Here is a 21829-nt window from a genome sequence, read left to right on the forward strand (position 1 = left end):
AGTCGCAGGGCGAGGAAACGGGCCCCGAGAATAAGGACTGTCGGATGGCGAAGCAACCGGACAGTGACAGGAAACCGGAGACGGATATCAAGCTGCCCGATCCGGCCGTCTGGGCGCAAACCTGGGCCAGGATCGCCGAACAGAGCCAAAAACTGATCAGCGAATTTGCCGCCCGGCAGCAGGCCGAACAGGCCAGAACCGGGGCTGGCGCACAGGCCGGCAGCCCCCTGCCCCCTTCGCTCAGCCCCCCGGTCAATCCCGATCCGCTGAACCTGACCGGCGCCTACATGCAGATCGCGGCCAAGCTGATGGCCGACCCCGCCAAGCTGGCCGAGGCCCAGGTGAAGCTGTGGCAGGATTACGCCAAGCTGTGGGCCAATACCGCCGACCGTTTCCTGGGCAAGCCGGCCGAACCGCTGGTGCAGCCCGACAAGGGCGACAAGCGCTTCCGCGACCCGCATTGGGAACAGGGCGCCCTGTTCGACTATCTCAAGCAATCCTACCTGCTCACCTCGCGCTGGCTGCAGAAGACCGTCACTGATGTGGAGGGCGTCGACCCCAAGGTGGCGAAGAAGGTCGATTTCTACACCCGCCAGTTCATCGACGCGATGTCGCCCTCCAATTTCGCCCTTACCAATCCGGAAGTGCTGCGCGCCACCATCGACAGCAACGGCGAGAACCTGGTGAAGGGCCTGCAGAACCTGCTGGAGGATATGGAGCGCGGCAAGGGCAAGCTGAACATCAAGATGGTGGATTCAAAAGCCTTCACGGTGGGAGAGAACATCGCCGTCACGCCGGGCAAGGTGGTCTACCAGAACGACCTGATGCAGCTGATCCAGTATGCGCCGACGACCAAGGAGGTCTACAAGCGGCCGCTCTATATCGTGCCGCCCTGGATCAACAAGTTCTACATCCTCGATCTCAAGCCGGAGAACTCGTTCATCAAGTGGATGACCGAGAAGGGCTATACCGTCTTTGTCGTGTCGTGGAACCAGCCCGACGAGACGCTGGTGGACAAGACCTTCGAAAGCTACATGCGCGAGGGCATCCTGGCGGGCCTGGATGCCGTGAAGAAGGCCACCGGCGAGGAGGAAGTCACCGCCATCGGCTATTGCATCGGCGGCACCCTGATGGCGTCCACGCTGGCCTGGATGGCGGCGAAGGGCGACGACCGCATCAAGGCCGTGACCTTCTTTGCCGCCCAGGTGGATTTCTCGGAAGCCGGCGAACTCAGCGTCTTCACCGACGAAGACACGCTCAGCTATCTGGAAAACCTGATGTCGGAAAAAGGCTATCTCGACGGCGGCGAGATGGCGACCACCTTCAACATGCTGCGCGCCAACGACCTGATCTGGTCGTTCGTGGTGAACAACTACCTGCTGGGCAAGGAACCCTTCCCCTTCGACCTGCTGTACTGGAATTCCGACTGCACGCGCATGCCGGCCAAGATGCATGGCTTCTACCTGCGCAACATGTATCAGAAGAACCTGCTGTCGCAGCCCGGTGCGCTGGAACTGGCCGGCGAACATCTCGACCTGCGCAAGATCAAGATCCCGGTCTACCTGCAGGCCAGCAAGGACGACCACATCGCGCCCTATAAATCCGTCTACAAGGCGACGCAGCTTTATGGCGGGCCGGTGCGTTTCGTGATGGCGGGCTCGGGCCATATCGCCGGCGTGATCAACCACCCGGCGGCGAAGAAGTATCAACACTGGCTGAACGAGGCCAAGACCAACCCGGCCAGTGTGGACGAGTGGATCAAGGGCGCCAAGGAAATCCCCGGCTCGTGGTGGGACGACTGGGACAAGTGGCTCTCGGCCAAGTCCGGCCCGAAGGTGCCCGCCCGCGTGCCGGGCAGCGGCAAGCTGAAAGCCATCGAGGATGCGCCGGGCAGCTATGTGAAAAAGCGGATCGTGGATTGAACACTCCGTAGTCCTCGCCCCCATCAACGTCATGCCCGGACTTGATCCGGGCATACACGTCTTGGGGTCTCCTGAGAGCTCACGGTTAAACAAAATTCGTGGATGCCCGGGACAAGCCCGGGCATGACAAATTAGGGAACCCAAAACATGCTTGCACTCGTGGATGTCACCTTCAACTTCACCAGCCTGGGCGACAAGGCGCAGCAGCTGGTGCGCGCGGAGTGGGACGAGGAAGAGCGGCTGCTGGCCAAGGGCCAGTTCGTCGGCATCTGGCGCAAGGCCAACGGCATGGGTACCATGTTCATCCTCGACATGCCGAACAACGAGGCGGTGGGCAACCAGGTGCGCGCCATGCCGCTCTATCCCTTCTTCACCGATGTGAAGGTGACGCCGCTGATCGGGCATCCGAACTTCCCGCAATTTGCCCGCGGCGCGACCACGCATGAAAAACCCGACACCAAACCCAAGCCCGACAGCAACCTGTTCCTCTGCGACGTGCGCATCGAATACCTGCGCGCCGGCGACAAGTTCCAGGAGCTGGTGCAGGCCGAGTGGCGCAAGTCGGAAGAGATGCTGGCCAAACGCCAGCTTGTCGGCATCTGGCGCCGCGCCAACGCGCTGGGCACGTATGTGTTATGGAATCTGCCCGATGCCGATGCTGTGGCCGCCACGCTGCGCGGCATGCCGCTTTATCCCTGCTTCACCAAGGTGGACGTGATCCCCCTGATGATGCACCCCAATTTCCCGCAATTTGCCCGCCCGGCCGAGCATCACGAAAAGCCGGCCTGACGTGCCGGCCTGCCCCTGCCAGTCCGGCCTGTCTTTCGAGGATTGCTGCGGTCCGATCCTGGCCGGCCGGCCGGCGCCCACCGCGCTGGCCCTGATGCGCTCGCGCTACACGGCTTATGCCCGCGGCGACGTGGCATATCTGGCGCGCACGCTGGCGCCCGAGCATCGCGCCGGATTCGATATGGCCGATGTCAGCGCCGGCATGCGCGAGACCCAGTGGCTGGGGCTGGAGATTCTCGACACTGTGGATGGCGGGGCGACGGACAGCACCGGCATCGTGGAATTCGCCGCGCGTTTCAGGGCGCAGGGCAAACTGCATGAACTACAGGAACGCTCGCGTTTCCGCCGCGAGGCCGACCAGAACTGGGTCTATGTCGACGGCGAGACCGCGTTACGGCCAATCAAGGTCGGCCGCAACGACCCCTGCCCCTGCGGCTCGGGCAGGAAGTTCAAGCAATGCTGCGGGCGGGCATAGGCATACGAAAAACCGCCCTGAATCGCCACCACGGCTGACATCCCCTGTCTTTTGCGGTATCCTGTTGCGAAACATACCGGATGTTGGGTCGGCATCCGGTTCCGCACGACCGGGGGTAGTAAAGAGCCGTATGGGACGGATGCTGGAAGGCGCGCCGCAACTGACGCTGGAAACGCTCCAGGCGCTCTATGCCTACTGGGCCGGCAAGCGCCAGGGCCGCGCCATGCCCGACCGCGCCGATATCGACCCCATCGAGATGAAGCCCTGGCTGGGCAACCTGATGCTGGTCGAGCGCCGGGACGATGGCGACTATATCTACCGTCTCTACGGCTCGACCTTCGTGAACCAGTTCAAGGTCGACATGACCGGCAAGCGGGTGAACGAACTGCCGGCCCAGCAGGCCGAGCTGCTGCGCACCGAATACGATGCCGTGGTGCATAGCCGCATGCCGATGTCGCGCCGCTACACCGCCACCTTCGACTACACCTCGCGCGACAAGCGCTCGACCTGGCAGGTGGAACGGAGCTGGGAGCGCCTGGCCCTGCCGCTCACCGCCGGGGGCGAGGATTGCCGCATGCTGCTGGTGGCCGCCTTCCCGCTGGAACCGGCCCAGGAAGACCGGCTGTCCTGAGCTGGCCGTCCCGATTATTCATATAAATCAGTAAGTTATATACCCCGTCCGGCAATCGGGTTTGACAAGCCGGATTCCATCGCCCATGTTCCGGCTGCCGCGCCGGATTTGCCGTGGCCCCAGACTGGTTAAAACGTCCGCCTCATTTTTGTTGGAAAACCGCAGATTATGAAAGTCGTTGTCGTCGAAAGCCCGGCGAAGGCAAAGACCATCGAGAAATACCTCGGTCCCGGCCACAAGGTCCTGGCCTCGTTCGGCCATGTGCGCGACCTGCCGGCCAAGGACGGCTCGGTGGAGCCCGACAAAGACTTCGAAATGCACTACGAGATGTCCGGCCGCGGGTCGGAATCCGTGCGGGCCATCGCCGGCGCCCTGAAGGAAGCCGATACCCTGATCCTGGCGACCGACCCCGACCGCGAGGGCGAGGCGATTTCCTGGCATGTGCTGGAGGCGCTGAACAACCGCAAGGTCGTGAAGGGCAAGACGGTCAAGCGCGTGGTGTTCAACGAGATCACCAAGTCGGCCGTGCTGGACGCCATGGCGCAGCCGCGCGACATCGACATGGACCTGGTGAATGCCCAGCAGGCCCGCCGCGCCCTGGATTACCTGGTCGGCTTCACCCTCTCGCCCGTGCTGTGGCGCAAGCTGCCCTCGGCCAAGTCGGCCGGGCGTGTGCAGTCGGTGGCGTTGCGGCTGATCTGCGAGCGCGAGACCGAGATCGAGGCTTTCCGAGCCCGGGAATACTGGACCATCGGCGCCGATTTCCGTACCCCGCAGAACCAGACCGTCTCCGCGCGGCTGGTGGAGCTGGGCGGCAAAAAGCTCGACAAGTTCGACATCAATACCGAAGCCGCCGCCAAGGCCGCCGTGGCCAAGCTGCAGGGCCTGGACTACTTCGTCACGGATGTATCCATCAAGCCGGCCAAGCGCCATCCGGCCCCGCCATTCACCACCTCCACCCTGCAGCAGGAGGCCGCGCGCAAGCTGGGCTTCTCGGCGCAGATGACCATGCAGATCGCCCAGCGCCTGTATGAAGGCGTCACCATCGGCGGCGAGACCACCGGCCTCATCTCCTATATGCGTACCGACGGCGTCAGCATGGCTGACGAAGCCATCCGCGCCGCGCGTGACGTGATCGCCGAGGATTTTGGCCGCGATGCCGTGCCGGAAAGCTGGCGCGTCTACAAGACCAAGCAGAAGAACGCCCAGGAAGCCCACGAGGCGATCCGCCCCACCGATTTCCGCCGCCGGCCGAAAGCCGTGGCGCGTTACCTCGACGACGTGCAGCTCAAGCTCTATGAGCTGATCTGGGTTCGCGCCCTGGCCAGCCAGATGGAATCCGCCGAGCTGGAACGCACCACGGTCGATATCGCCGACAAAAAGAACACCGGCGCTTTCCGCGTCACCGGCACGGTCGTGCTCTCGCCCGGCTTCCTCAAGCTGTATGAGGAAGGCGTCGACGACAAATCGGCCGACGACGAGGAAGGCGCGCGCCTGCCGAAGATGAATGTCGGCGAGGCGATGAAGGAAGAAGGCGTCAAGCCGGAACAGCATTTCACCGAGCCGCCGCCGCGTTATTCCGAAGCCAGCCTGGTGCGCAAGCTGGAAGAGCTGGGCATCGGCCGGCCCTCCACCTACGCCGCCATCCTGGAAGTGCTGAAGGCGCGCAACTACGTGCGGCTGGAGAACAAGCGCTTCCAGCCCGAGGATGCCGGCTGGCTCGCCTATGCTTTCCTGGTCTGCTTCTTCGAGCAGTATTTCGCCTACAGCTTCACCGCCGGCCTGGAAGAGAAGCTGGACGAGATCGCCGAGCACAAACTCGACTGGAAGAAGGTGCTGGAGGATTTCTGGCAGGATTTCTCGCTGCACGACCCCAAGGAAGGCAGCACGGCCGTGTCGGTGAAGGACGCCGTGACCCGCATCGACGAGAAGATGGGCCGCCGCGGCGAAGTGCTGGACGCCATCAACGCGCTGCTGGAACACCACTTCTTCCCGCCGCGCGAAGACGGGAAGTCGGCCCGCCTCTGCCCCGCCTGCAACAAGGGCCAGCTTGCCATCAAGGCCGGTCGCACCGGCGCCTTCATCGGCTGCTCGGATTATCCCGAATGCAGCTACACGCGGCCGCTCAGTGCCGGCAACGGCCATGGCGACATCGCCATTTCGGGTCCGCAGGAACTGGGCGCCGATCCGGCCACCGGCCAGATGATCACCCTGCGCCAGGGCCCGTTCGGCCCTTACGTGCAGCTTGGCGAGGCCGAGGGCGAAGGCAAGGCGAAGACCAAGCCCAAGCGCGCCTCTTTGCCCAAGGGCGTCACCATCGAGGACGTCACGCTGGAAATGGCGCTGAAGCTGCTGGCGCTGCCGCGCGTGGTGGGCCTGCATCCCGATACCGGCAAGGAAATCCTCGCCGGCCTCGGCCGCTTCGGACCCTACCTGCTGCATGACGGCGCCTATACCAAGCTGAAAGACGCCATGGAAGCGCTGGAGATCGGCATCAACCATGCCGTCCAGAAGATCGCCGAGGCCGATGCGCGCCGCAAAGGCCCGCGCCAGCGCGCCCAGCTCACCGTGCTGCGCGAAGTGGGCAAACATCCCGACGACAACGAGCCGATCCAGGTAATCGACGGGCGCTACGGCCCCTATCTGAAGCATGGCGCCACCAACGCGCCCTTGCCCAAGGGCGTGGAAACCGACGCCGTGACCATGCAGCAGGCCATCGAAGCCATCGCCGCCCGCGCCAAAACGGGCGGCAAGGGCAAGAAGAAGGCCGCGCCGAAGGCCAAGAAGGCCGCAGCACCAAAGGCGGAAAAGCCGGCGGCCAAGCCGAAGGCGAAAAAAGCCGCGGCCAAGAAGGCGGCACCGAAGAAAGCAACCGGCGGCAAGAAAGCTGCCGCAGCGTAGCCGACGTGGCCAAGAAAAAAGCCACCGCCCATCTGCCGTCCAAACAGGACATCCTGCAATTCATTGCCGACAATCCCGGCAAGGCGGGCAAGCGCGAGATCGCCAAGGCTTTTGGCATCGGCCCCGCCGACCGCGTCGCCCTGAAAGGCCTGCTGCGCGAGCTGAAGGCCGAGGGCGACATCAATCAGGGTCATGGCAAGAAGCTGACGCCCAAGGGCGAACTGCCGGAAGTCTGCCTCGTCGACATCGTGAAGCTGGATCGCGACGGCGACCTGCTTGGCCGCCCGGTCGAGTGGAAAGGCGAAGGCGAAGCGCCGCGCATCATCTTTGAGACCGGCGGCAAGGCGCGCCGGCGCGAGATGGCCGATACCGGCGTGGGGGATCGTGTACTGGCACGCCTCAGCCGCGCCGGACGCAACCGCTATGCCGGCCGCGTCATCAAGCGGCTGGAAAAGGAAGAGCAGCCGGTCCTCGGCGTCTTCACCCTGACGGAATATGGCCAGGGCCGCCTGCAGCCGACCGACCGCAAGCTGCGCCATGAATATGTGATCGCGCCCGAACATTATGCCGGTGCCAAGTCCGGCGAGATCGTCGTGGCCCAGCCCCTGCCCGGCCGGCGCTTCGGGCTGAAGCCGGCCAAGATCGTCGAGGTGATCGGCCACAGCACCGATCCCAAGGCGCTCAGCCTGATCCCGATCCACAGTTTCGGCATCCCGACCCGCTTCACCGATGCCGCGATGCGCGAAGCCGAAAAGGCCAAACCGGTGCATCTGGGCGAGCGCGAGGACCTGCGGCAGATCCCGCTGATCACGATCGACCCGGAAGACGCCCGCGACCATGACGACGCGGTATTCGCCGAACCCGACGACGATCCGCACAACAAGGGCGGCTGGCATGCCATCGTCGCCATCGCCGACGTGGCGCATTACGTGCGGCCCGGCAGCGCGCTGGATCACGATGCGCGCCAGCGCGGCAATTCTACCTATTTCCCCGACCGCGTGGTGCCGATGCTGCCCGAGGCCCTGTCGGCCGATCTGTGTTCGCTGGTGGAGGGCAAGGAACGTGCCTGCCTGGCCGTGCATCTGTGGTTCGATGCCGATGGCAACAAGAAGCGCCACAAATTCGTGCGCGGCCTGATGCGCTGCGCCGCCGGCCTGAGTTACCGCCAGGTGCAGGACGCCATCGACGGCAATCCCGACGAGGTGGCCCTGCCCTTCCTCGAACCCGTGCTGAAGCCGCTCTATGCCTGCCATGCCGCCGTGAACCGGGCGCGCGAGGCGCGCCAGCCGCTGGCCATCACCGCGCCCGAACGCCGCGTGGTGATGGGCAAGGATGGTCACATCGCCGCCATCAGGCCGCGCGAGCATATGCTGAGCCATCAGGTGATCGAGGATTTCATGATCGCGGCCAACGTGGCCGCCGCCGAAGAACTGGAAAAGCGCAAGCAGCCCTGCATGTACCGCGTGCACGAGCAGCCCTCGGACGAGAAGATCGATAGCTTGCGCAAGTTCCTCGATACGCTGGATTACCGACTGGCCAAGGGCCAGGGCCTGCGGCCGATGCATTTCAACGCCATCCTGGTGGCGGCGCGCGGCAGCGAGCATGAGCGCCTGATCAACGAGGTGGTGCTGCGCAGCCAGATGCAGGCCTATTACTCACCCGGCAACCAGGGCCATTTCGGCCTCAACCTGCAGCGCTACGCCCATTTCACCTCGCCGATCCGCCGCTATGCCGACGTGCTGGTGCATCGGGCGCTGGTGCGTGGCCTGAAACTGGGGGACGATGGCCTGGCGCCGGAAGACGATGTCAATTTCGAGAGCATCGCCGAGCATATCTCACTGACCGAGCGCCGCTCGATGCAGGCCGAGCGCGATGCCATGGACCGCTTCGTCACCGCCTTCATGTCCGAGCATGTCGGCGCGGAATTCGACGGCCGCATCTCGGGCGTCACGCGGTTCGGCCTGTTCGTCACGCTGGAGGAAACCGGCGCCGACGGCTTCGTGCCGATCTCGTCGCTGTCGGATGATTTCTACGCCCATGACGAGGCGCATCGCGCCCTGGTCGGCAAGCGCACGAAAAAACGCTACCGCCTGGGCGATACCGTCACCGTGCGGCTGGAAGAAGCCACGCCCGTCACCGGCGGGCTGCGTTTCGAGATCCTGGGCAGCGGGGGCAGCGTACCGCGCGCCCGCGGGGGCAAGCCGGCAATCAAGAAAACCACCAACCGCCCGAGCTGGACCAAGCATCGCAGCAGGAAACGCAAATGATCCGCGTCACGGCCACTCTTGCTCTCTTATTGCTGTCTGCACCGGCCTTTGCCTTCGACCTGCAGGGCCATCGCGGCGCGCGCGGCCTGGCGCCGGAAAACACCCTGCCCGCCTTCGCCACCGCGCTCACGCTCGGCGTCAGCACGCTGGAACTGGATGTGGGGCTCACGCGCGACGGCCATCTGATGGTCGGCCACGATCCGCTGCTGCAACCGCATCTTGCCCGGCTGGACGGCAAATGGATCGCCGCGCCGGGCCCCGCAATCTGGCACAGCACGCTGGCCGACCTTCAGCGTTACGATGTCGGCCGGCTCGATCCGGCCAGCCGTTACGGCCAGACCTATCCCGAGCAGAAGCCGGCGGATGGCACCCGCATGCCGACGCTGGAGGACGTGTTTGCCCTGGCGGCGAAAAGCGGCAATACGTCCGTACGCTTCAACATCGAGACCAAGCTCAGCCCGCTCAAGCCCGATGAAACGGCAACGCCGGCACAGCTTGCCCAGGCCGTGGTGCAGGCCATCCGCAAGGCCGACGCAAGCCAGCGCGCCAGCATCCAGTCCTTCGACTGGCGCACGCTGGCCGAGGCCGCCAGGCTGGCCCCCGAGATTCCGCGCGTGCATCTCACCATCGAGGGCACGGCCTCCGATAACGTGCAGCGCGGCCGCCCGGATGCCAGCCCCTGGCTGGGCGGGCTGGATGCCGATGACCATGTCTCCACGCCGGCACTCGTGAAAGCGGCAAATGGCCAGGTGTGGTCGCCCTTCTGGCGCAACGTGACGGCAGACCTGGTGACGGAGGCCCATGCCCTGGGCCTGCAGGTGATTCCCTGGACCGTGAACGATCCGGCCGAGATGGATCGCCTGATCGGCCTGAAAGTGGATGGCCTGATCACCGACTACCCCGACCGCCTGCGCGCCGCGCTGCAGGCGCGCGGCCTGCCCCTGCCGGCCGCCGCCCCGGTATCGCCATAAATCCTTCGCATCCGGGCGGCATCCTGCGGCTGAGGACAAATTTGCCGCAGGATGGTTTCAGGGCTTCCCAGGTCCGGCATCCGGGGCTAAAAGGGCGCCGCGCCGCACCGCCGGGTCGGCGCCGGAACCAGGGATGGCCAGCATGATCACTGCCTACCTGCCGCAAGGCGGCCAGCTGCAACGCATCGAGCTTACCCCCGACTCCACGCTGCCCGACGGCGTGGTGTGGATCGACCTGCTCGAACCCAGCCAGTCGGAAGAAAAGGCCATCGAACGCCTGCTCGGCATCGAGATGCCGACCCGCGAGGAGATGCAGGAGATCGAGATTTCCAGCCGGCTGTATCGCGAAGGCGATGCCAGCTACATGACCGCGAACATCCTGTTCCATGCCGAGACGGAGCAGCCCAAGACCACGGCCGTCACCTTCATGCGCACGCCACGCGCCACGGTGACGCTGCGCTTTGCCGATCCGCTGTCTTTCCGACAGTTCGTCGCCCGCGCCCAGCGCCAGCCCAGCCTGGCCGCCTCGCCCGATGCGGCGCTGTGCGGGCTGCTCGACTCCATCATCGACCGCGCCGCCGACGTGCTGGAGATCGCCGGCAAGGACCTGGATGGCGTATCGCGCAACATCTTCGGCCATGGCGTGAAGGAGCATGAATCGGCTGACGAGGTAGACCTTGAGGAAGCGGTGCGGAAGCTGGGCCATGTCGAGGACCTGAATTCGCGCATCCGCGACAGCCTCGTGTCGCTCACGCGCCTGATCGCGTTCCTGACGCTCACCATGGCCGAACAGCGCGGCACCAAGGAAAGCCGCACCTGGCTGAAGACGCTGGCGCGCGACGTGCAGTCGCTGAACGAGCAGGCCGCCTTCCTGGCACATAAGGGCAATTTCCTGCTGGATGCGACGCTGGGCCTGATCAACATTCAGCAGACCAAGATCATCAAGATCTTTTCCGTGGCCGCCACCGTGTTCCTGCCGCCCACGCTGATCGCCAGCATCTACGGCATGAATTTCGAGCACATGCCCGAATTGTCGTGGGATTTCGGCTATCCGGTGGCGATCAGCCTGATGGTTGCCTCTGCCGTGCTGCCCTATTGGTTCTTCAAGCGGAAAGGCTGGCTGTGATTAAGGTCTCGCTCGACGACCTGACGGAGCGCCCGATGGGCGAGGCGATGATGCGTGGCTGGCGCGCGCGCTGCCCGGCCTGCGGCCAGGGCCGCATGTTCGGCCGTTATCTCAAGGTCAACGACGCCTGTCCGTCCTGCGGACTGGAACTGGCCGGCCATCGCGCCGACGATGCGCCGCCCTATTTCACCATCCTGATCGTCGGCCACATCATCGTGCCGCTGATGCTGATGCTGGAACAGCATGTGCAGCCGCCCGAATGGCTGCATATGGCGCTGTGGCTGCCGCTGACCCTGCTGCTCTGCCTGTGGCTGCTGCCGCATATCAAGGGCGCCCTGATCGGCCTGCAATGGGCCCGGCGCATGCACGGCTTCGGCAGCGAGCCGCACTGATCCGGCAAACGCGCTATACTGCCGCGGATGACGTCCGGCGACTCGCAGCACGAAAAACCGAAACCGCCACAACCGATCCGCGACGCGGCCACGCTGATCCTCTACCGCCGGCGCGGAGACCGGCTCGAGGTGCTGATGGGCGAACGCCACGGCGCCAGCGCCTTCATGCCCAACCGCTACGTCTTTCCCGGCGGCCGGCTCGACCTTGCCGACTATAAAATCCGCCCTGCCGCGCCGCTGAACCCGGTCAGTGCCACACGGCTGGCCCGCTGCAGGGGCACCGGCCCGCGCAAGGCCCTGGCGCTCGCCCTGGCCGCGATCCGCGAGACATTCGAGGAGTCCGGCCTGCGCATTGCAATCCCAGCCGCTGCCCAGCCGGACGCCCGGCCCGGCCCGGCCCCGGCCAACTGGGTGGCCTTCTGCAACGGCGGTCTGGCCCCGGACCCCTCGCACCTGCTCTATGTCTGCCGGGCGATCACCCCGCCGGGACGCCCGAGGCGTTTCGATGCCCGCTTCTTCGCCGCCCCGGCCGAGGCCGCCACCGGCACCCTGCGCCCCTCTCCCGAACTCGACAAGCTGAGCTGGGTGACCCGGCAGGAGACCGAAAGCCTGCCGCTGCCCAACATCACCCAGTTCGTTATCGCCACCCTGGAAGACTGGCTGCAACCGGGCAGCGCCGGCGATCCGGCCTGCCGCGTGCCCTTCCACTACATGCGCCATGGCCAGCGCCGGCTGGACTGGGAATGAGCCTGCCCCCCTCCAGACCGGTAAAGCCCAGGGATGCCGCCAGCCTGATCCTGGTGCGCCGCAGCGGGCCCGGCCCGCTGGAAATACTGCTCGGCCGCCGGGCTGGCAAACACCGCTTCCTGCCCGATGTTTATGCCTTTCCGGGTGGACGCGTGGATTTAAGCGATCTGCGAGATATTTCTGATAGTAATATGAATATAAATAATAATACCGTATCACACATAGGCTGCCAGCCACCCCTGGCCCAGGCCCTTGCGCTGGCCGCCCTGCGCGAAACCTGGGAGGAAACCGGGATCGTGCTGGGCCGGGTGGAAGGCGGCCGGCTGCGGCCCGACGCTTCCGGCCTGCAGTATCTTGGCCGGGCGATAACGCCCGCCGAAAGCCCGATCCGGTTCCATGCCCGGTTTTTCCTGCAGGATGTCAGCGGCCTGCCGGTCAGTCTGGGCGGTTCGGGCGAGCTGCTGGACCTGGCCTTCCGGCCGCTGGAAGCCGCCCTGCGCCTGCCGCTGGCCGACATCACGGAATTCATGCTGCGCGACGTGGTCGGCCGGCTGGGGCCCGACCTGCGGCCCGGACGGCCGGTTTTCTGGCGCTATCGCCGGGGTAAACCCCTGATCAGCTGGGAAAAACCATAAGCGGTTGACATCGGGGTGCGAATCCCTATGCTGCGCCGCCAATCCCAAGCCGACCGCCAATTGTGGAATCGTAAGTCATGGCCAAGCCGACTACCCTGAAGATCAAGCTGGTGAGCAGCGCCGACACCGGCTACTTCTACGTCACCAAGAAGAACCCGCGCACCAAGACCGAGAAGCTGTCGTTCAAGAAATACGACCCGGTGGCGCGCAAGCATGTCGAGTTCAAGGAAGCCAAGATCAAGTAATCCAGCTTTCGCTGGCGCATCCGCACGGGTGGCGCCAAGAAAAAGCCCCGCTTTTCGGCGGGGCTTTTCGTTTGTGCCGATGGTGGCTGCCGGATTTATGCCGACCGGTAGATGATCCGGTTGCGGCCGCCGTTCTTGGCTTCGTACAGCGCCTCGTCGGCACGCTTGAGCAGGCTCTCGGCATTGTCGTTCGGGCCGGAGGACGTGCAGCCGATCGAACAGGTGACCGTCAGCCCGCCGGCATTGCGCGTCATGACCGGCTTGTCGGCGAGTGCATGCAGCAGGCGGTTGGCGACCACCTCGGCGGAATCAAGATCGGTGTCGGGCATCAGCACGACGAATTCCTCGCCGCCATAGCGGCAGGCCATGTCGATGCCGCGGATATTGCGCACGATGCGGTTGCCCACCTCGCGCAGAACCTCGTCGCCGGCCTGGTGGCCGTGGCTGTCGTTGATCTGCTTGAAATGGTCGAGATCGAGGATCACCACGGCGGTGCCGTGCTGGCTGGCGCTCTGGGTCAGCAAGGTGGCCAGGTGCGAGGCCATGTAGCGGCGGTTATAGAGCCCGGTCAGCGGATCGGTCACCGCCATTTCCATGCTCTGCTGGTAATGCTGGCGCAGGCGGTCCTGATAGCGCTTGCGGCGCACCTGGGCACGCAAGCGGGCGATGAATTCGTTGCGGTCGATCGGCCGCACTACATAATCGGTGACGCCGATCTCCAGGCCCTTCACCAGCTGCTTCTGGTCGTCCGGCCCCACCAGCAGCAGGATCGGCACGTTGCGGGTTTCCTCGGTGGTGCGGAACTGCGAGCACAGCCGCAAGCCATCGGGATTCTGCAGGCTCAGACTGACGACCACCGAGTCATATTCCGTCTGGCGCGCGCGATTGAGCGCTTCCATGCCGTCGGCGATCAGTTCGGTGCGGAACTGCCCGTCCAGCATGCGCTGCAGCCGCACCTGGTCGCGCGGATTGTCTTCCACGATCAGGATCTGCGCCGATGCGTAATCCTCATCCAGCTTGGGCACCGGCGGCGAGATCACGCCCAGCGAAGCAGAGGTCCGCTCGCGCATGCGCAGCTCGTCGAGCATCAGCTTGACGCGCAGCAGCGACCGCACGCGCGCGAACATGGCGATATCATCCACCGGCTTGGTGAGGAAATCGTCAGCGCCGGCGCTGAGGCCCTGCACGCGGTCCTCCGGATCGCCCAGCGCGGTGACCATGATCACCGGGATGTGGGCGGCATCGGGATCGGCCTTCAGCCGGCGGCAGACCTCGAAGCCGTCCATGCCCGGCATCATCACGTCGAGCAGGATCAGGTCGGGCTTCTGCATGGCAACGGCATCCAGCGCCTCGGGTCCGGAGCCGGCGGTGATCACCTCGTAATATTCGCTGGTCAGCTTGGCTTCCAGCACCTTGATGTTGGTGCGGATGTCATCGACGACCAATATGCGCGCGGTCATCGGGAATCAGTGCTGGCTTCAGGCCCGGGGCTCAAGGAACTGCTTGACCGTCTCGATGAACTTGCCGACCGAGATGGGCTTGGCGATGTAGGCGTCGCAGCCGCCCTCGCGCATCTTTTCCTCATCACCCTTCATCGCAAAGGCAGTGACGGCAACCACGGGAATGGTGCGCAGGTTGTCGTCTTCCTTGATCCACTTGATCACTTCCAGGCCCGACACCTCGGGAAGCTGGATATCCATCAGGATCAGGTCGGGCCGGTGCTTGCGCACCATGGCCAGCGCTTCCATGCCATCCTTGGTCTGCAGGGTCTGGTAACCATGCGCATCAAGCAGGTCGTGGAACAACTTCATATTCAGCTCGTTGTCCTCGACGATCAGTACTGTCTTGCTCATCAGACGCCTTCCCCGGATATTCTATCGCTGCCCTGCGCCATATTTTGCTGAGTATCCAGGGTTTTGTAGCATCCTGGATCGGCCCGGCCAAGCCGTTTACCATGACAATAGTTCGTCCATTATACAGTCAATGATGCAGATTCCCGACCCAATTCCGCCCCTTCCCGCGCCGGTTGCCGAGCAGATCGCCGGGCTAACCATCGCGTCGGGCCAGCCCCTGATCATCGTCGATGCCGACGAGGTGCTGTTCTATTTCATGCGCGGTCTGGAGACCTTCCTGGCCGGCCAGGGGCTGTATTTCGACTGGGCCTCCTATGCCCTCTACGGCAACATCCGCCAGCGGCAGGACGACCAGCCGCTCGCCGCCGAACTGCTGCATCCCCTGCTGCAGCGCTTTTTCGACGAGGCGACTGAAAGCCTGGAACCGGTGGATGGCGCCGCCGCGGCCCTGGAATCGCTGAGCGCCAGGGGCCGCGTGCTGGTGCTGAGCAACGTGCCGCTGTCGGCGCGCGAGGCCCGCCTGCGGGCGCTGCGGCGGCACGGCATGGATTTTCCGCTGATCGCCAATAGCGGCCCGAAAGGCCCTGCCGTAGCGGAACTCATCGCCCGCGCCGCCGCGCCGGCCGTGTTCATCGACGACATCCCCCACAACCACGCCTCGGTGGCCAAACTGGCGCCCGCAGTGCATCGCCTGCATTTCATCGCCGATCCGCGGCTGGCCGCCCTGCTCGGCCCGGCCGCCGACTGCCATCACCGTGCCGAGACATGGCCGGACCTGCGCGATTTGATCGCCGGCCTGCTGGAGGCGACGTGACCATGCGCATCGGCATCGACCTGGGCGGCACCAAGATCGAGGCCATCGCGCTGGCCGATGACGGCCGGATCCGGGCCCGGCGCCGCGTGAAGGCCCCGCGCGGCGACTATCGCGCCACCGTGACCGCCCTGCGCGACCTGGCGGCGGCGGTGGCGGCAGAGGCCGAAGAGGCGACCATGAAGGCGCCGGTCGGCGTGGGCATTCCGGGCACCATCTCGCCGGCCACGGGCCTGATCAAGAATGCCAACTCCACCTGGCTGATCGGCCATCCGCTGGACCGCGACCTGGCCGCGGCGACCGGACGCCGCGTGCGGCTGGCCAACGACGCCAACTGCTTCGCCCTCTCAGAGGCCAGCGACGGCGCCGGCGCGGGCCATGCCGTGGTATTCGGCGCCATCCTCGGCACCGGCTGCGGCGCCGGCGTGGTGGTGGATGGCCGCGCGCTGACCGGCCCCAATGCCATCGCCGGCGAGTGGGGCCACAACCCTCTGCCATGGCCGCACCCCGACGAAACGCCCGGCCCGCTCTGTTACTGCGGCAAGCATGGCTGCCAGGAGACCTTCCTCTCGGGCACCGGACTGGAGCTGGATTTCCGCAAGCATACCGGCCGCGCGCTGGACGGCCCCGCCATCGCAGCCGCGGCGCAAGCGGGCGACGCGGCGGCGGAAGCGGCCCTGCAGCGCTACGAAAACCGGCTGGCGCGCGGCCTGGCGGCGATCCTCAACGTGCTGGATCCCGACATCGTCGTGCTGGGCGGCGGGCTTTCCAATCTGGAGCGCCTGTATGATGCCGTGCCGCGCCTGTGGGGCGCTTACGTCTTCTCCGACACCGTCACGACAAAGCTTGTGAAAAACCGCCATGGCGACAGTTCCGGCGTGCGTGGCGCCGCCTGGTTATGGGCGCCGGGCGAGGCCTAAACTATCAGCAGGGATCGCGCGGCTTCAGCTCCAGGAATTTGAGCGTGGCGCGGATGGCGTAGTCGCCGTAATCGAACACGATGTCGTCGGCCACACCATTCTCGAACAGGCGGTAGGCGATCTCGTAATCGGGCGTGTCCTGCGGCTTGTCGGACATGAAATAGGCCAGCCGCACGCGCCAGGAGCGCTGCCCTTTCAGCGGCGCCAGCATGGGCGTCTCGCCCTTTTCCACCGGCAGCTCGGCGCCGATGAACCCGCCCACCTCGCTGTAGCCCTCGGCCGAGGCGCCGTCATAGATGGCGGCATGCAGCCAGTTGCCGCCTTTGCGCGCCATCAGGATCAGGCGCAGCGTGTGGTCGGTGGGAAAGGCCGTGCCGGCCGGCAGGGCCAGCTCGGTATCCTCGGGCTGGGTGAAGCGCACGAGGCCGGCCTCGCCGCGCGCCTTCAGGCTGCCCTCGCCGGCGATCTCCTGATCGAGGTCGCCGTTCACCTCGTCCTTCATCTTGAAGCGGAATCGCAGGCCATCGAGCGATTCCCAGGAATTCAGCACCATGTTGTTGAGCAGCGTGCCGTCTTCGGTGCTGGTCTCGATCAGGAAGCGCTGGTTCAGCACATAGCCGTCGCAGGCATTGACGAATTCCAGGCTCAAGCCCCCGGCGATGCCGTTGCGATAATTGCGGGCATCAAGCTTGGCAACCGACAGGCCATACAGCGCCTTGTGGCTGACCAGGCCCTGGGCCAGGGAAGCCATGTCGCTGGTATCGGCAGCGCGGGCAACAACAGGTGCGGTGCCGGCCGGCAAGGCGGCCAGGGCGAGCAGCAGGATGAAAACGCGCAATCTGGCAACAGCCGACATGGGGGCCTTCGAATGGGGCCGGATATGGCCCGGCGCTGAAAATATGATCCGACTCAAGAATACCCTTCGCACTGCAAGAAAGAAACGCCTGCCCGGTTGGGCGATTGGCGGCGCAGGTGGGCGGTGGGTGGCCGGCGGCCCCTGCGCAAAGATCGGCCGCGCGTCATTCGCCTGGCTTCATTTCTGCCCGTTCCGGTTCGTTCAGGTTCATTGGGGTTCGTTCAGGTTCATTTCGGTTTATTTCAGTTCATTTGGGTTCATTCAGGTTCATTTGGGTCCACTCAGGTTCGTTTGAGTTCGTTTCGCTTATCGGCGCGTATCAGACGTTAAGGCGGGCCATGGCGACCTAACGGGCGCTATCGCCGCATATCGCATACATCTGCATGCCTTGATGGGCTCTGAACCCGGCCCGGGACTCCGCCTGTGGCAAATGGCACTTGACTCTATTGGAACATTATAGGAACTATTAGCGGAAAGTCCAGAGCAGACTGCTATCCAGGCGGTGGGCCGATTATGGCGCTGTACGCCATACAGCCAATTATGGTATCTCACGCCATATGATCGCCGCGACGAGGTTCTACCAGTCCAAGACGGTCTACCCCGACGGCCACATCATCGAGATGACGATATGGCTCGTGCCCTCGCCCGTGCCGGGATCGGCGCACGGCTTCAAATACCGGTTGTTCTTCGGCCGGATGGGCGAGCGGATCGTCGGCTACGACAACGAACGCGGCAAGGGCGACCACAAGCACATCCGGGGCCAGGAAACGGCCTACCGTTTCACCACCCCGGAAAAGCTGATGGCGGATTTCATCGCGGACGTACGCAGGAACGGAGGCGACAAGCTATGACCAAGACAGCATCCCCCACCAAGGCACCTTCCCGCGTGCGCGTGACTGTTGGCCGGCAGAGCCTGGAGGCCATGGGCCGAGACTTCCTCGACCAATGGCATGCGCTGGAGGGCGGCGCGGCCATCGCCGAAACCCATATCCATTTCCAGACGCTGGACGATGCCGCCCGCATCCTCTCGCCCAAACGGCAGGACCTGCTGAAATACCTGCGCCGGCACAAGGCGCGTACCATCACTGAAATCGCCGCTGGCGTGAAGCGCAGCTACAAGAACGTGCATCAGGACGTGAAAGCCCTGCTGGATATCGGCCTGCTACGCAAGCAGAAGGATGAAGGCTTCACCGTGCCGTTCGACCGCATCCAGACGGAGATCAGGCTATAAGGATGTTTATGGCGGGCGATCCACTGAAATAGAGGTCTGTCCTCGGCTACTTTCTGTTACGTCTCGCTTCTGATCATCGCGTTTCATGGGGCCTCAATGAAAAAAGCAGACCTTAAGTTGAGCCATTTCGTCCATGCCGGAGAAATAGCGCAAACCGTGGTGCCGGCGGCATTCGCCCCTGGAATTGGCGTGCTTTGCATATACTGCGGCCATATTGAATCCATAATCGACCGCCTTCTTTGGTTCATCCTTAAAGTCGACAGAGACGGCGGGGAAACAATCACTTCCGGGATTACCAGCATCAGCCGAAAGATTAAGCTCCTGAAGCAACTGGCAAAGGTTAGAGGTGACCCGAAGTTTATTACTGACCTCACCGCAGCACTCGACGGCATAAAAACCACCTTTAATCACCGGAATTATCTGGTGCATGGCGGTTGGGAATTCGGGCATGTCAACCAGACGACCGCAGGAAAGTTCACGTTCAACGCCGACCGCAAACAGAAGCGGGTCGCCGAAACATACGATGAGGCAAGAATTCTGTCTCTGATAGCGGACGCCGCTCGCATCCACAGCAATCTGTACAGACTACTTTGCGTCGTCACCGGCTTCATCAAGTACCAAGACGATGAACAGAAAGCATAGCCAGAAATACTGCCGCCGCCTTCTCAGATAGAAGGTCGCTATTTCCAATAATTGGGGTCGGACCCCAATTGCGTGCAGCCACTATTCCAGGCCGGGCAATTCCTTAGAAAATTGGCCCTGCCAATAAAGCAGGGCCATCATCAGTCATTATGAACGTCAGTTACTGTTCAATGGCAATGGTACGGCACAGAGGCATTATGGCAGCCGAAGCGATCCGTGCCCCCGCTATGCTGGGGGGCGCTGGTGGTCAGTCCGTCGTCATCATGCGTGTGCCCGGGGAAGAACGAGTGAACAGTCCGAGGATTGACAAGTTCAGCGTATGCAATGCCAGAAATAACAAGGCCCACAGCGATTGCGCCGGCTAGCGCGATTTTCTTCTTCATATGGCCTCCCTCGGTGGTTGTGGACAACACCATAAATCCTACGAGGGGTGATCTCAATGATACGGTGCGGGCCAGGGCGAAGGCCGGAGCGTGTGGCGGATGCCCGGAATGATATCGCCCGGGGAAGCCGGGACAAACGGAAAGCAGGCCCTGTCCCGCTGCTGGCCGCCCGGCAAATCCTGCCGGCCGGCCCGCGCCATTAATACCGTTTTTCCGCCATTTTCTTCTGGCATACTGCTTGCTTTGTCATGGTGTGAGGACCGAACACCATGATTCCAGCCAACGATTCCCCGATTTCTTCCTGGCCCGCCAATGCGGGCGACGCCCAGGCTGCGTCCCGCCATGCCGGCCCGGGTTTCGCCAGTCTGGTGCTGCGCCTGCGGCTGGCGTTGCGGCGCGACCCCGATCCGCGCAAGCGTGAGCTGGTGGAGCAGATCCTGACGGCGGCGGCCGAAAGCGAGCAGCGGCTGGTGGAGCAGCAGGCCCGCATCGACGAGTTGCAGGCGATGTCGTCCACCGACGAACTCACCGGTCTGCCCAACCGCCGCGCCTTTGAATCCTTCATGCAGGCCGAGCTGGCCCGCGCCCGGCGCGAGCAGCGCGGCGGCTGCCTCGCCTTCCTCGACCTCGACCGCTTCAAGGCGATCAACGACCGCCACGGCCATGCCGCCGGCGATGCCGTGCTGCGGCAGATCGCCCTGCGCCTGCGGCCCGCCGCGCGCGCCACCGACTGCCTCGCCCGCCTGCATGGCGACGAATTCGTGCTGGCCATGCCCGGCGCCAGCCTGGCCCAGGCCGAGGCCCGCCTGGCCGACCTGACCGCGCAGATCGAACGCCAGCCAGTGCGCCACGGCGATGCCCTGATCCCGGCCGGCCTGAGCTATGGTTTTGCCGGCTATGACGGCGATACCGACCTGCCCGCCCTGCTGCGCGACAGCGACCGGGCCATGTATGCCCGCAAGCAGGCCAGACGTTCCTGACCGGGCGCCAGAACTGACTCCTTTCAGGCATGGGCCAATACCCTGCCGGCGCGTTGCCATGGCGGCGGCTTCCGGGCTAGAACCGGTCATCCCCAGATGACCGGAAAGGCCCACCATGAGCCACGACGCCCGCCTCGCCGCCCTCAAGATCGAACTGCCCAACCCGGCCGCGCCGGCCGCCAATTACGTGCCGACCGTGATCGCCGGCAACCTGCTGTTCGTGGCCGGCCAGATCACCATCTTCAACGGCGAAGTGCGTTATCTGGGCAAGCTGGGCGCCGACATGGATATCGAGACCGGCAAGCAGGCCGCGCGGCTCTGCGGCCTGAACATCATCGCGCAGGCGCGCCATGCCCTGGGCGGCAGCCTGGACCGCGTGAAGCGCGTGGCCAAGCTGGGCGGCTTCGTGAACTGCACGCCCGATTTCATCGACCATCCGCAGGTGGTGAACGGCGCCTCCGACCTGATGGTCGAGGTGTTCGGCGATGCCGGCAAGCATGCCCGCTTTGCCGTCGGCGCCGTGTCGCTGCCGCGCGGCGTGTCGGTGGAGGTGGACGCCATCTTCGAGATCGCCTGAGCGTATGAGCCACGTCGCGGCGAAGCTGAAGGCCATGGGGCTGGAGCTGCCGCCGGCTCCGCCGCCGGTGGCCACCTATATGGGTTTCTTCGCGACCGGCAAGCTGGTGCATGTGGCCGGCGTGGGGCCCACCTGGGGCAAGGAAATCCGCTATCGCGGCAAGGTGGGCCAAGCCTTGAGCATCGAGGATGGTTATGCCGCCGCCCGCCTTACCGGCCTGAACCTGCTGGCGCACATGAACCTGGCCTGCGACGGCGATCTGCAGCGCATCGCGCGCTGCGTGAAGGTGCTGAGCCTGACCAATGCGGGGCCGGATTTCACCGAAGCGCATCGCGTGGCCAACGGCGTGACCGACCTGTTCGCCGATCTGTTCGGCACGGATGCCCTGCCGATCCGCAGCGCCACCACCGCGCCGTCCCTGCCCTTCGACATCGCCTTCGAGGCCGATGCCATCTTCCTGCTGCATTGAGATCCA

At 64.5% G+C, this 21829-nt stretch carries 23 protein-coding genes; 20 read left to right on the forward strand and 3 right to left on the reverse strand.

The annotated features are described in order from the left end of the window. The first annotated feature begins 44 nt into the window (after nt 1-44). The 12 genes from ACK4FK_RS10780 (at nt 45) to rpmG (ending at nt 13101) form a co-directional block, all read left to right on the forward strand. Entirely contained in the window at nt 45-1922 is a 1878-nt protein-coding gene (locus ACK4FK_RS10780; protein ID WP_409744954.1) for a PHA/PHB synthase family protein, read from the forward strand. Between the two features lie 147 nt (nt 1923-2069). After that, on the forward strand, nt 2070-2711 hold the full coding sequence (locus ACK4FK_RS10785; RefSeq protein WP_409744956.1) for a muconolactone Delta-isomerase family protein: 642 nt from the start codon (nt 2070-2072) through the stop codon (nt 2709-2711). A gap of 1 nt (nt 2712) precedes the next feature. Continuing rightward, nucleotides 2713-3186, forward strand: a complete 474-nt coding sequence (locus ACK4FK_RS10790) for a YchJ family protein (RefSeq protein WP_409744957.1) — start codon at nt 2713-2715, stop codon at nt 3184-3186. Between the two features lie 130 nt (nt 3187-3316). After that, nucleotides 3317-3817, forward strand: a complete 501-nt coding sequence (locus tag ACK4FK_RS10795) for a PAS domain-containing protein (RefSeq protein ID WP_409744958.1) — start codon at nt 3317-3319, stop codon at nt 3815-3817. 168 nt (nt 3818-3985) lie between these two features. Then, nucleotides 3986-6718: a type I DNA topoisomerase gene (gene topA, locus ACK4FK_RS10800; protein WP_409744959.1), complete on the forward strand. Its 2733-nt coding sequence runs from the start codon at nt 3986-3988 to the stop codon at nt 6716-6718. 5 nt (nt 6719-6723) lie between these two features. After that, nucleotides 6724-8985: a ribonuclease R gene (rnr, locus tag ACK4FK_RS10805; protein WP_409744960.1), complete on the forward strand. Its 2262-nt coding sequence runs from the start codon at nt 6724-6726 to the stop codon at nt 8983-8985. After that, on the forward strand, nt 8982-9956 hold the full coding sequence (locus ACK4FK_RS10810) for a glycerophosphodiester phosphodiesterase (protein WP_409744961.1): 975 nt from the start codon (nt 8982-8984) through the stop codon (nt 9954-9956). Before rnr ends, ACK4FK_RS10810 begins: the two co-directional genes overlap by 4 nt. 142 nt (nt 9957-10098) lie before the next feature. Beyond that, nucleotides 10099-11082 (forward strand): magnesium transporter CorA family protein, encoded by a 984-nt coding sequence (locus ACK4FK_RS10815; RefSeq protein WP_409744962.1) that lies wholly within the window; start codon nt 10099-10101, stop codon nt 11080-11082. Then, entirely contained in the window at nt 11079-11474 is a 396-nt protein-coding gene (locus ACK4FK_RS10820; protein ID WP_409744963.1) for a DUF983 domain-containing protein, read from the forward strand. The genes ACK4FK_RS10815 and ACK4FK_RS10820 overlap by 4 nt, the downstream gene beginning before the upstream one ends. 27 nt (nt 11475-11501) lie before the next feature. Further along, nucleotides 11502-12221, forward strand: a complete 720-nt coding sequence (locus ACK4FK_RS10825; protein ID WP_409744964.1) for an NUDIX hydrolase — start codon at nt 11502-11504, stop codon at nt 12219-12221. 191 nt (nt 12222-12412) lie between these two features. Then, on the forward strand, nt 12413-12856 hold the full coding sequence (locus ACK4FK_RS10830; RefSeq protein ID WP_409744965.1) for a hypothetical protein: 444 nt from the start codon (nt 12413-12415) through the stop codon (nt 12854-12856). 77 nt (nt 12857-12933) lie between these two features. After that, a complete protein-coding gene (gene rpmG / locus ACK4FK_RS10835) occupies nt 12934-13101 on the forward strand; it encodes a 50S ribosomal protein L33 (protein ID WP_300299488.1) in 168 nt (55 codons plus the stop codon). Nucleotides 13102-13196: 95 nt separating this feature from the next. Here rpmG and ACK4FK_RS10840 read toward each other — a convergent pair whose 3' ends face one another. Then, nucleotides 13197-14561, reverse strand: a complete 1365-nt coding sequence (locus ACK4FK_RS10840) for a PleD family two-component system response regulator (RefSeq protein WP_409744966.1) — start codon at nt 14559-14561, stop codon at nt 13197-13199. Between the two features lie 18 nt (nt 14562-14579). Beyond that, nucleotides 14580-14954: a response regulator gene (locus tag ACK4FK_RS10845; RefSeq protein WP_300299482.1), complete on the reverse strand. Its 375-nt coding sequence runs from the start codon at nt 14952-14954 to the stop codon at nt 14580-14582. Between the two features lie 130 nt (nt 14955-15084). Between ACK4FK_RS10845 and ACK4FK_RS10850 the strand changes: the two genes are divergently transcribed. Next, entirely contained in the window at nt 15085-15768 is a 684-nt protein-coding gene (locus ACK4FK_RS10850; protein ID WP_409744967.1) for a hypothetical protein, read from the forward strand. A gap of 2 nt (nt 15769-15770) precedes the next feature. After that, nucleotides 15771-16685 (forward strand): ROK family protein, encoded by a 915-nt coding sequence (locus ACK4FK_RS10855; RefSeq protein WP_409745021.1) that lies wholly within the window; start codon nt 15771-15773, stop codon nt 16683-16685. 4 nt (nt 16686-16689) lie between these two features. On the opposite strand, the gene ACK4FK_RS10860 is transcribed toward ACK4FK_RS10855, so the two are convergent. Further along, entirely contained in the window at nt 16690-17541 is an 852-nt protein-coding gene (locus tag ACK4FK_RS10860) for an EipB family protein (RefSeq protein ID WP_409744968.1), read from the reverse strand. Between the two features lie 557 nt (nt 17542-18098). Between ACK4FK_RS10860 and ACK4FK_RS10865 the strand changes: the two genes are divergently transcribed. The 6 genes from ACK4FK_RS10865 (at nt 18099) to ACK4FK_RS10890 (ending at nt 21823) form a co-directional block, all read left to right on the forward strand. After that, nucleotides 18099-18392 carry a DUF6516 family protein gene (locus ACK4FK_RS10865; RefSeq protein WP_409744969.1) on the forward strand — a complete coding sequence of 98 codons (294 nt, stop codon included), beginning with the start codon at nt 18099-18101 and terminating at the stop codon, nt 18390-18392. Further along, the gene (locus ACK4FK_RS10870) at nt 18389-18772 is read left to right on the forward strand and encodes a helix-turn-helix domain-containing protein (RefSeq protein ID WP_409744970.1); all 384 of its coding nucleotides are present in this window, start codon (nt 18389-18391) and stop codon (nt 18770-18772) included. Before ACK4FK_RS10865 ends, ACK4FK_RS10870 begins: the two co-directional genes overlap by 4 nt. Nucleotides 18773-18868: 96 nt before the next feature. Further along, complete coding sequence (locus ACK4FK_RS10875; RefSeq protein WP_409744971.1) at nt 18869-19414, forward strand: hypothetical protein; 546 nt, start codon at nt 18869-18871, stop codon at nt 19412-19414. Between the two features lie 652 nt (nt 19415-20066). After that, nucleotides 20067-20777 (forward strand): GGDEF domain-containing protein, encoded by a 711-nt coding sequence (locus tag ACK4FK_RS10880; RefSeq protein ID WP_409744972.1) that lies wholly within the window; start codon nt 20067-20069, stop codon nt 20775-20777. 115 nt (nt 20778-20892) lie between these two features. Then, entirely contained in the window at nt 20893-21354 is a 462-nt protein-coding gene (locus ACK4FK_RS10885) for a RidA family protein (protein WP_409744973.1), read from the forward strand. Between the two features lie 4 nt (nt 21355-21358). Beyond that, entirely contained in the window at nt 21359-21823 is a 465-nt protein-coding gene (locus tag ACK4FK_RS10890) for a RidA family protein (protein WP_409744974.1), read from the forward strand. The last annotated feature ends 6 nt before the right edge of the window (nt 21824-21829 follow it).

Source organism: Ferrovibrio sp. (assembly GCF_046297895.1).
GTDB lineage: Bacteria > Pseudomonadota > Alphaproteobacteria > Ferrovibrionales > Ferrovibrionaceae > Ferrovibrio.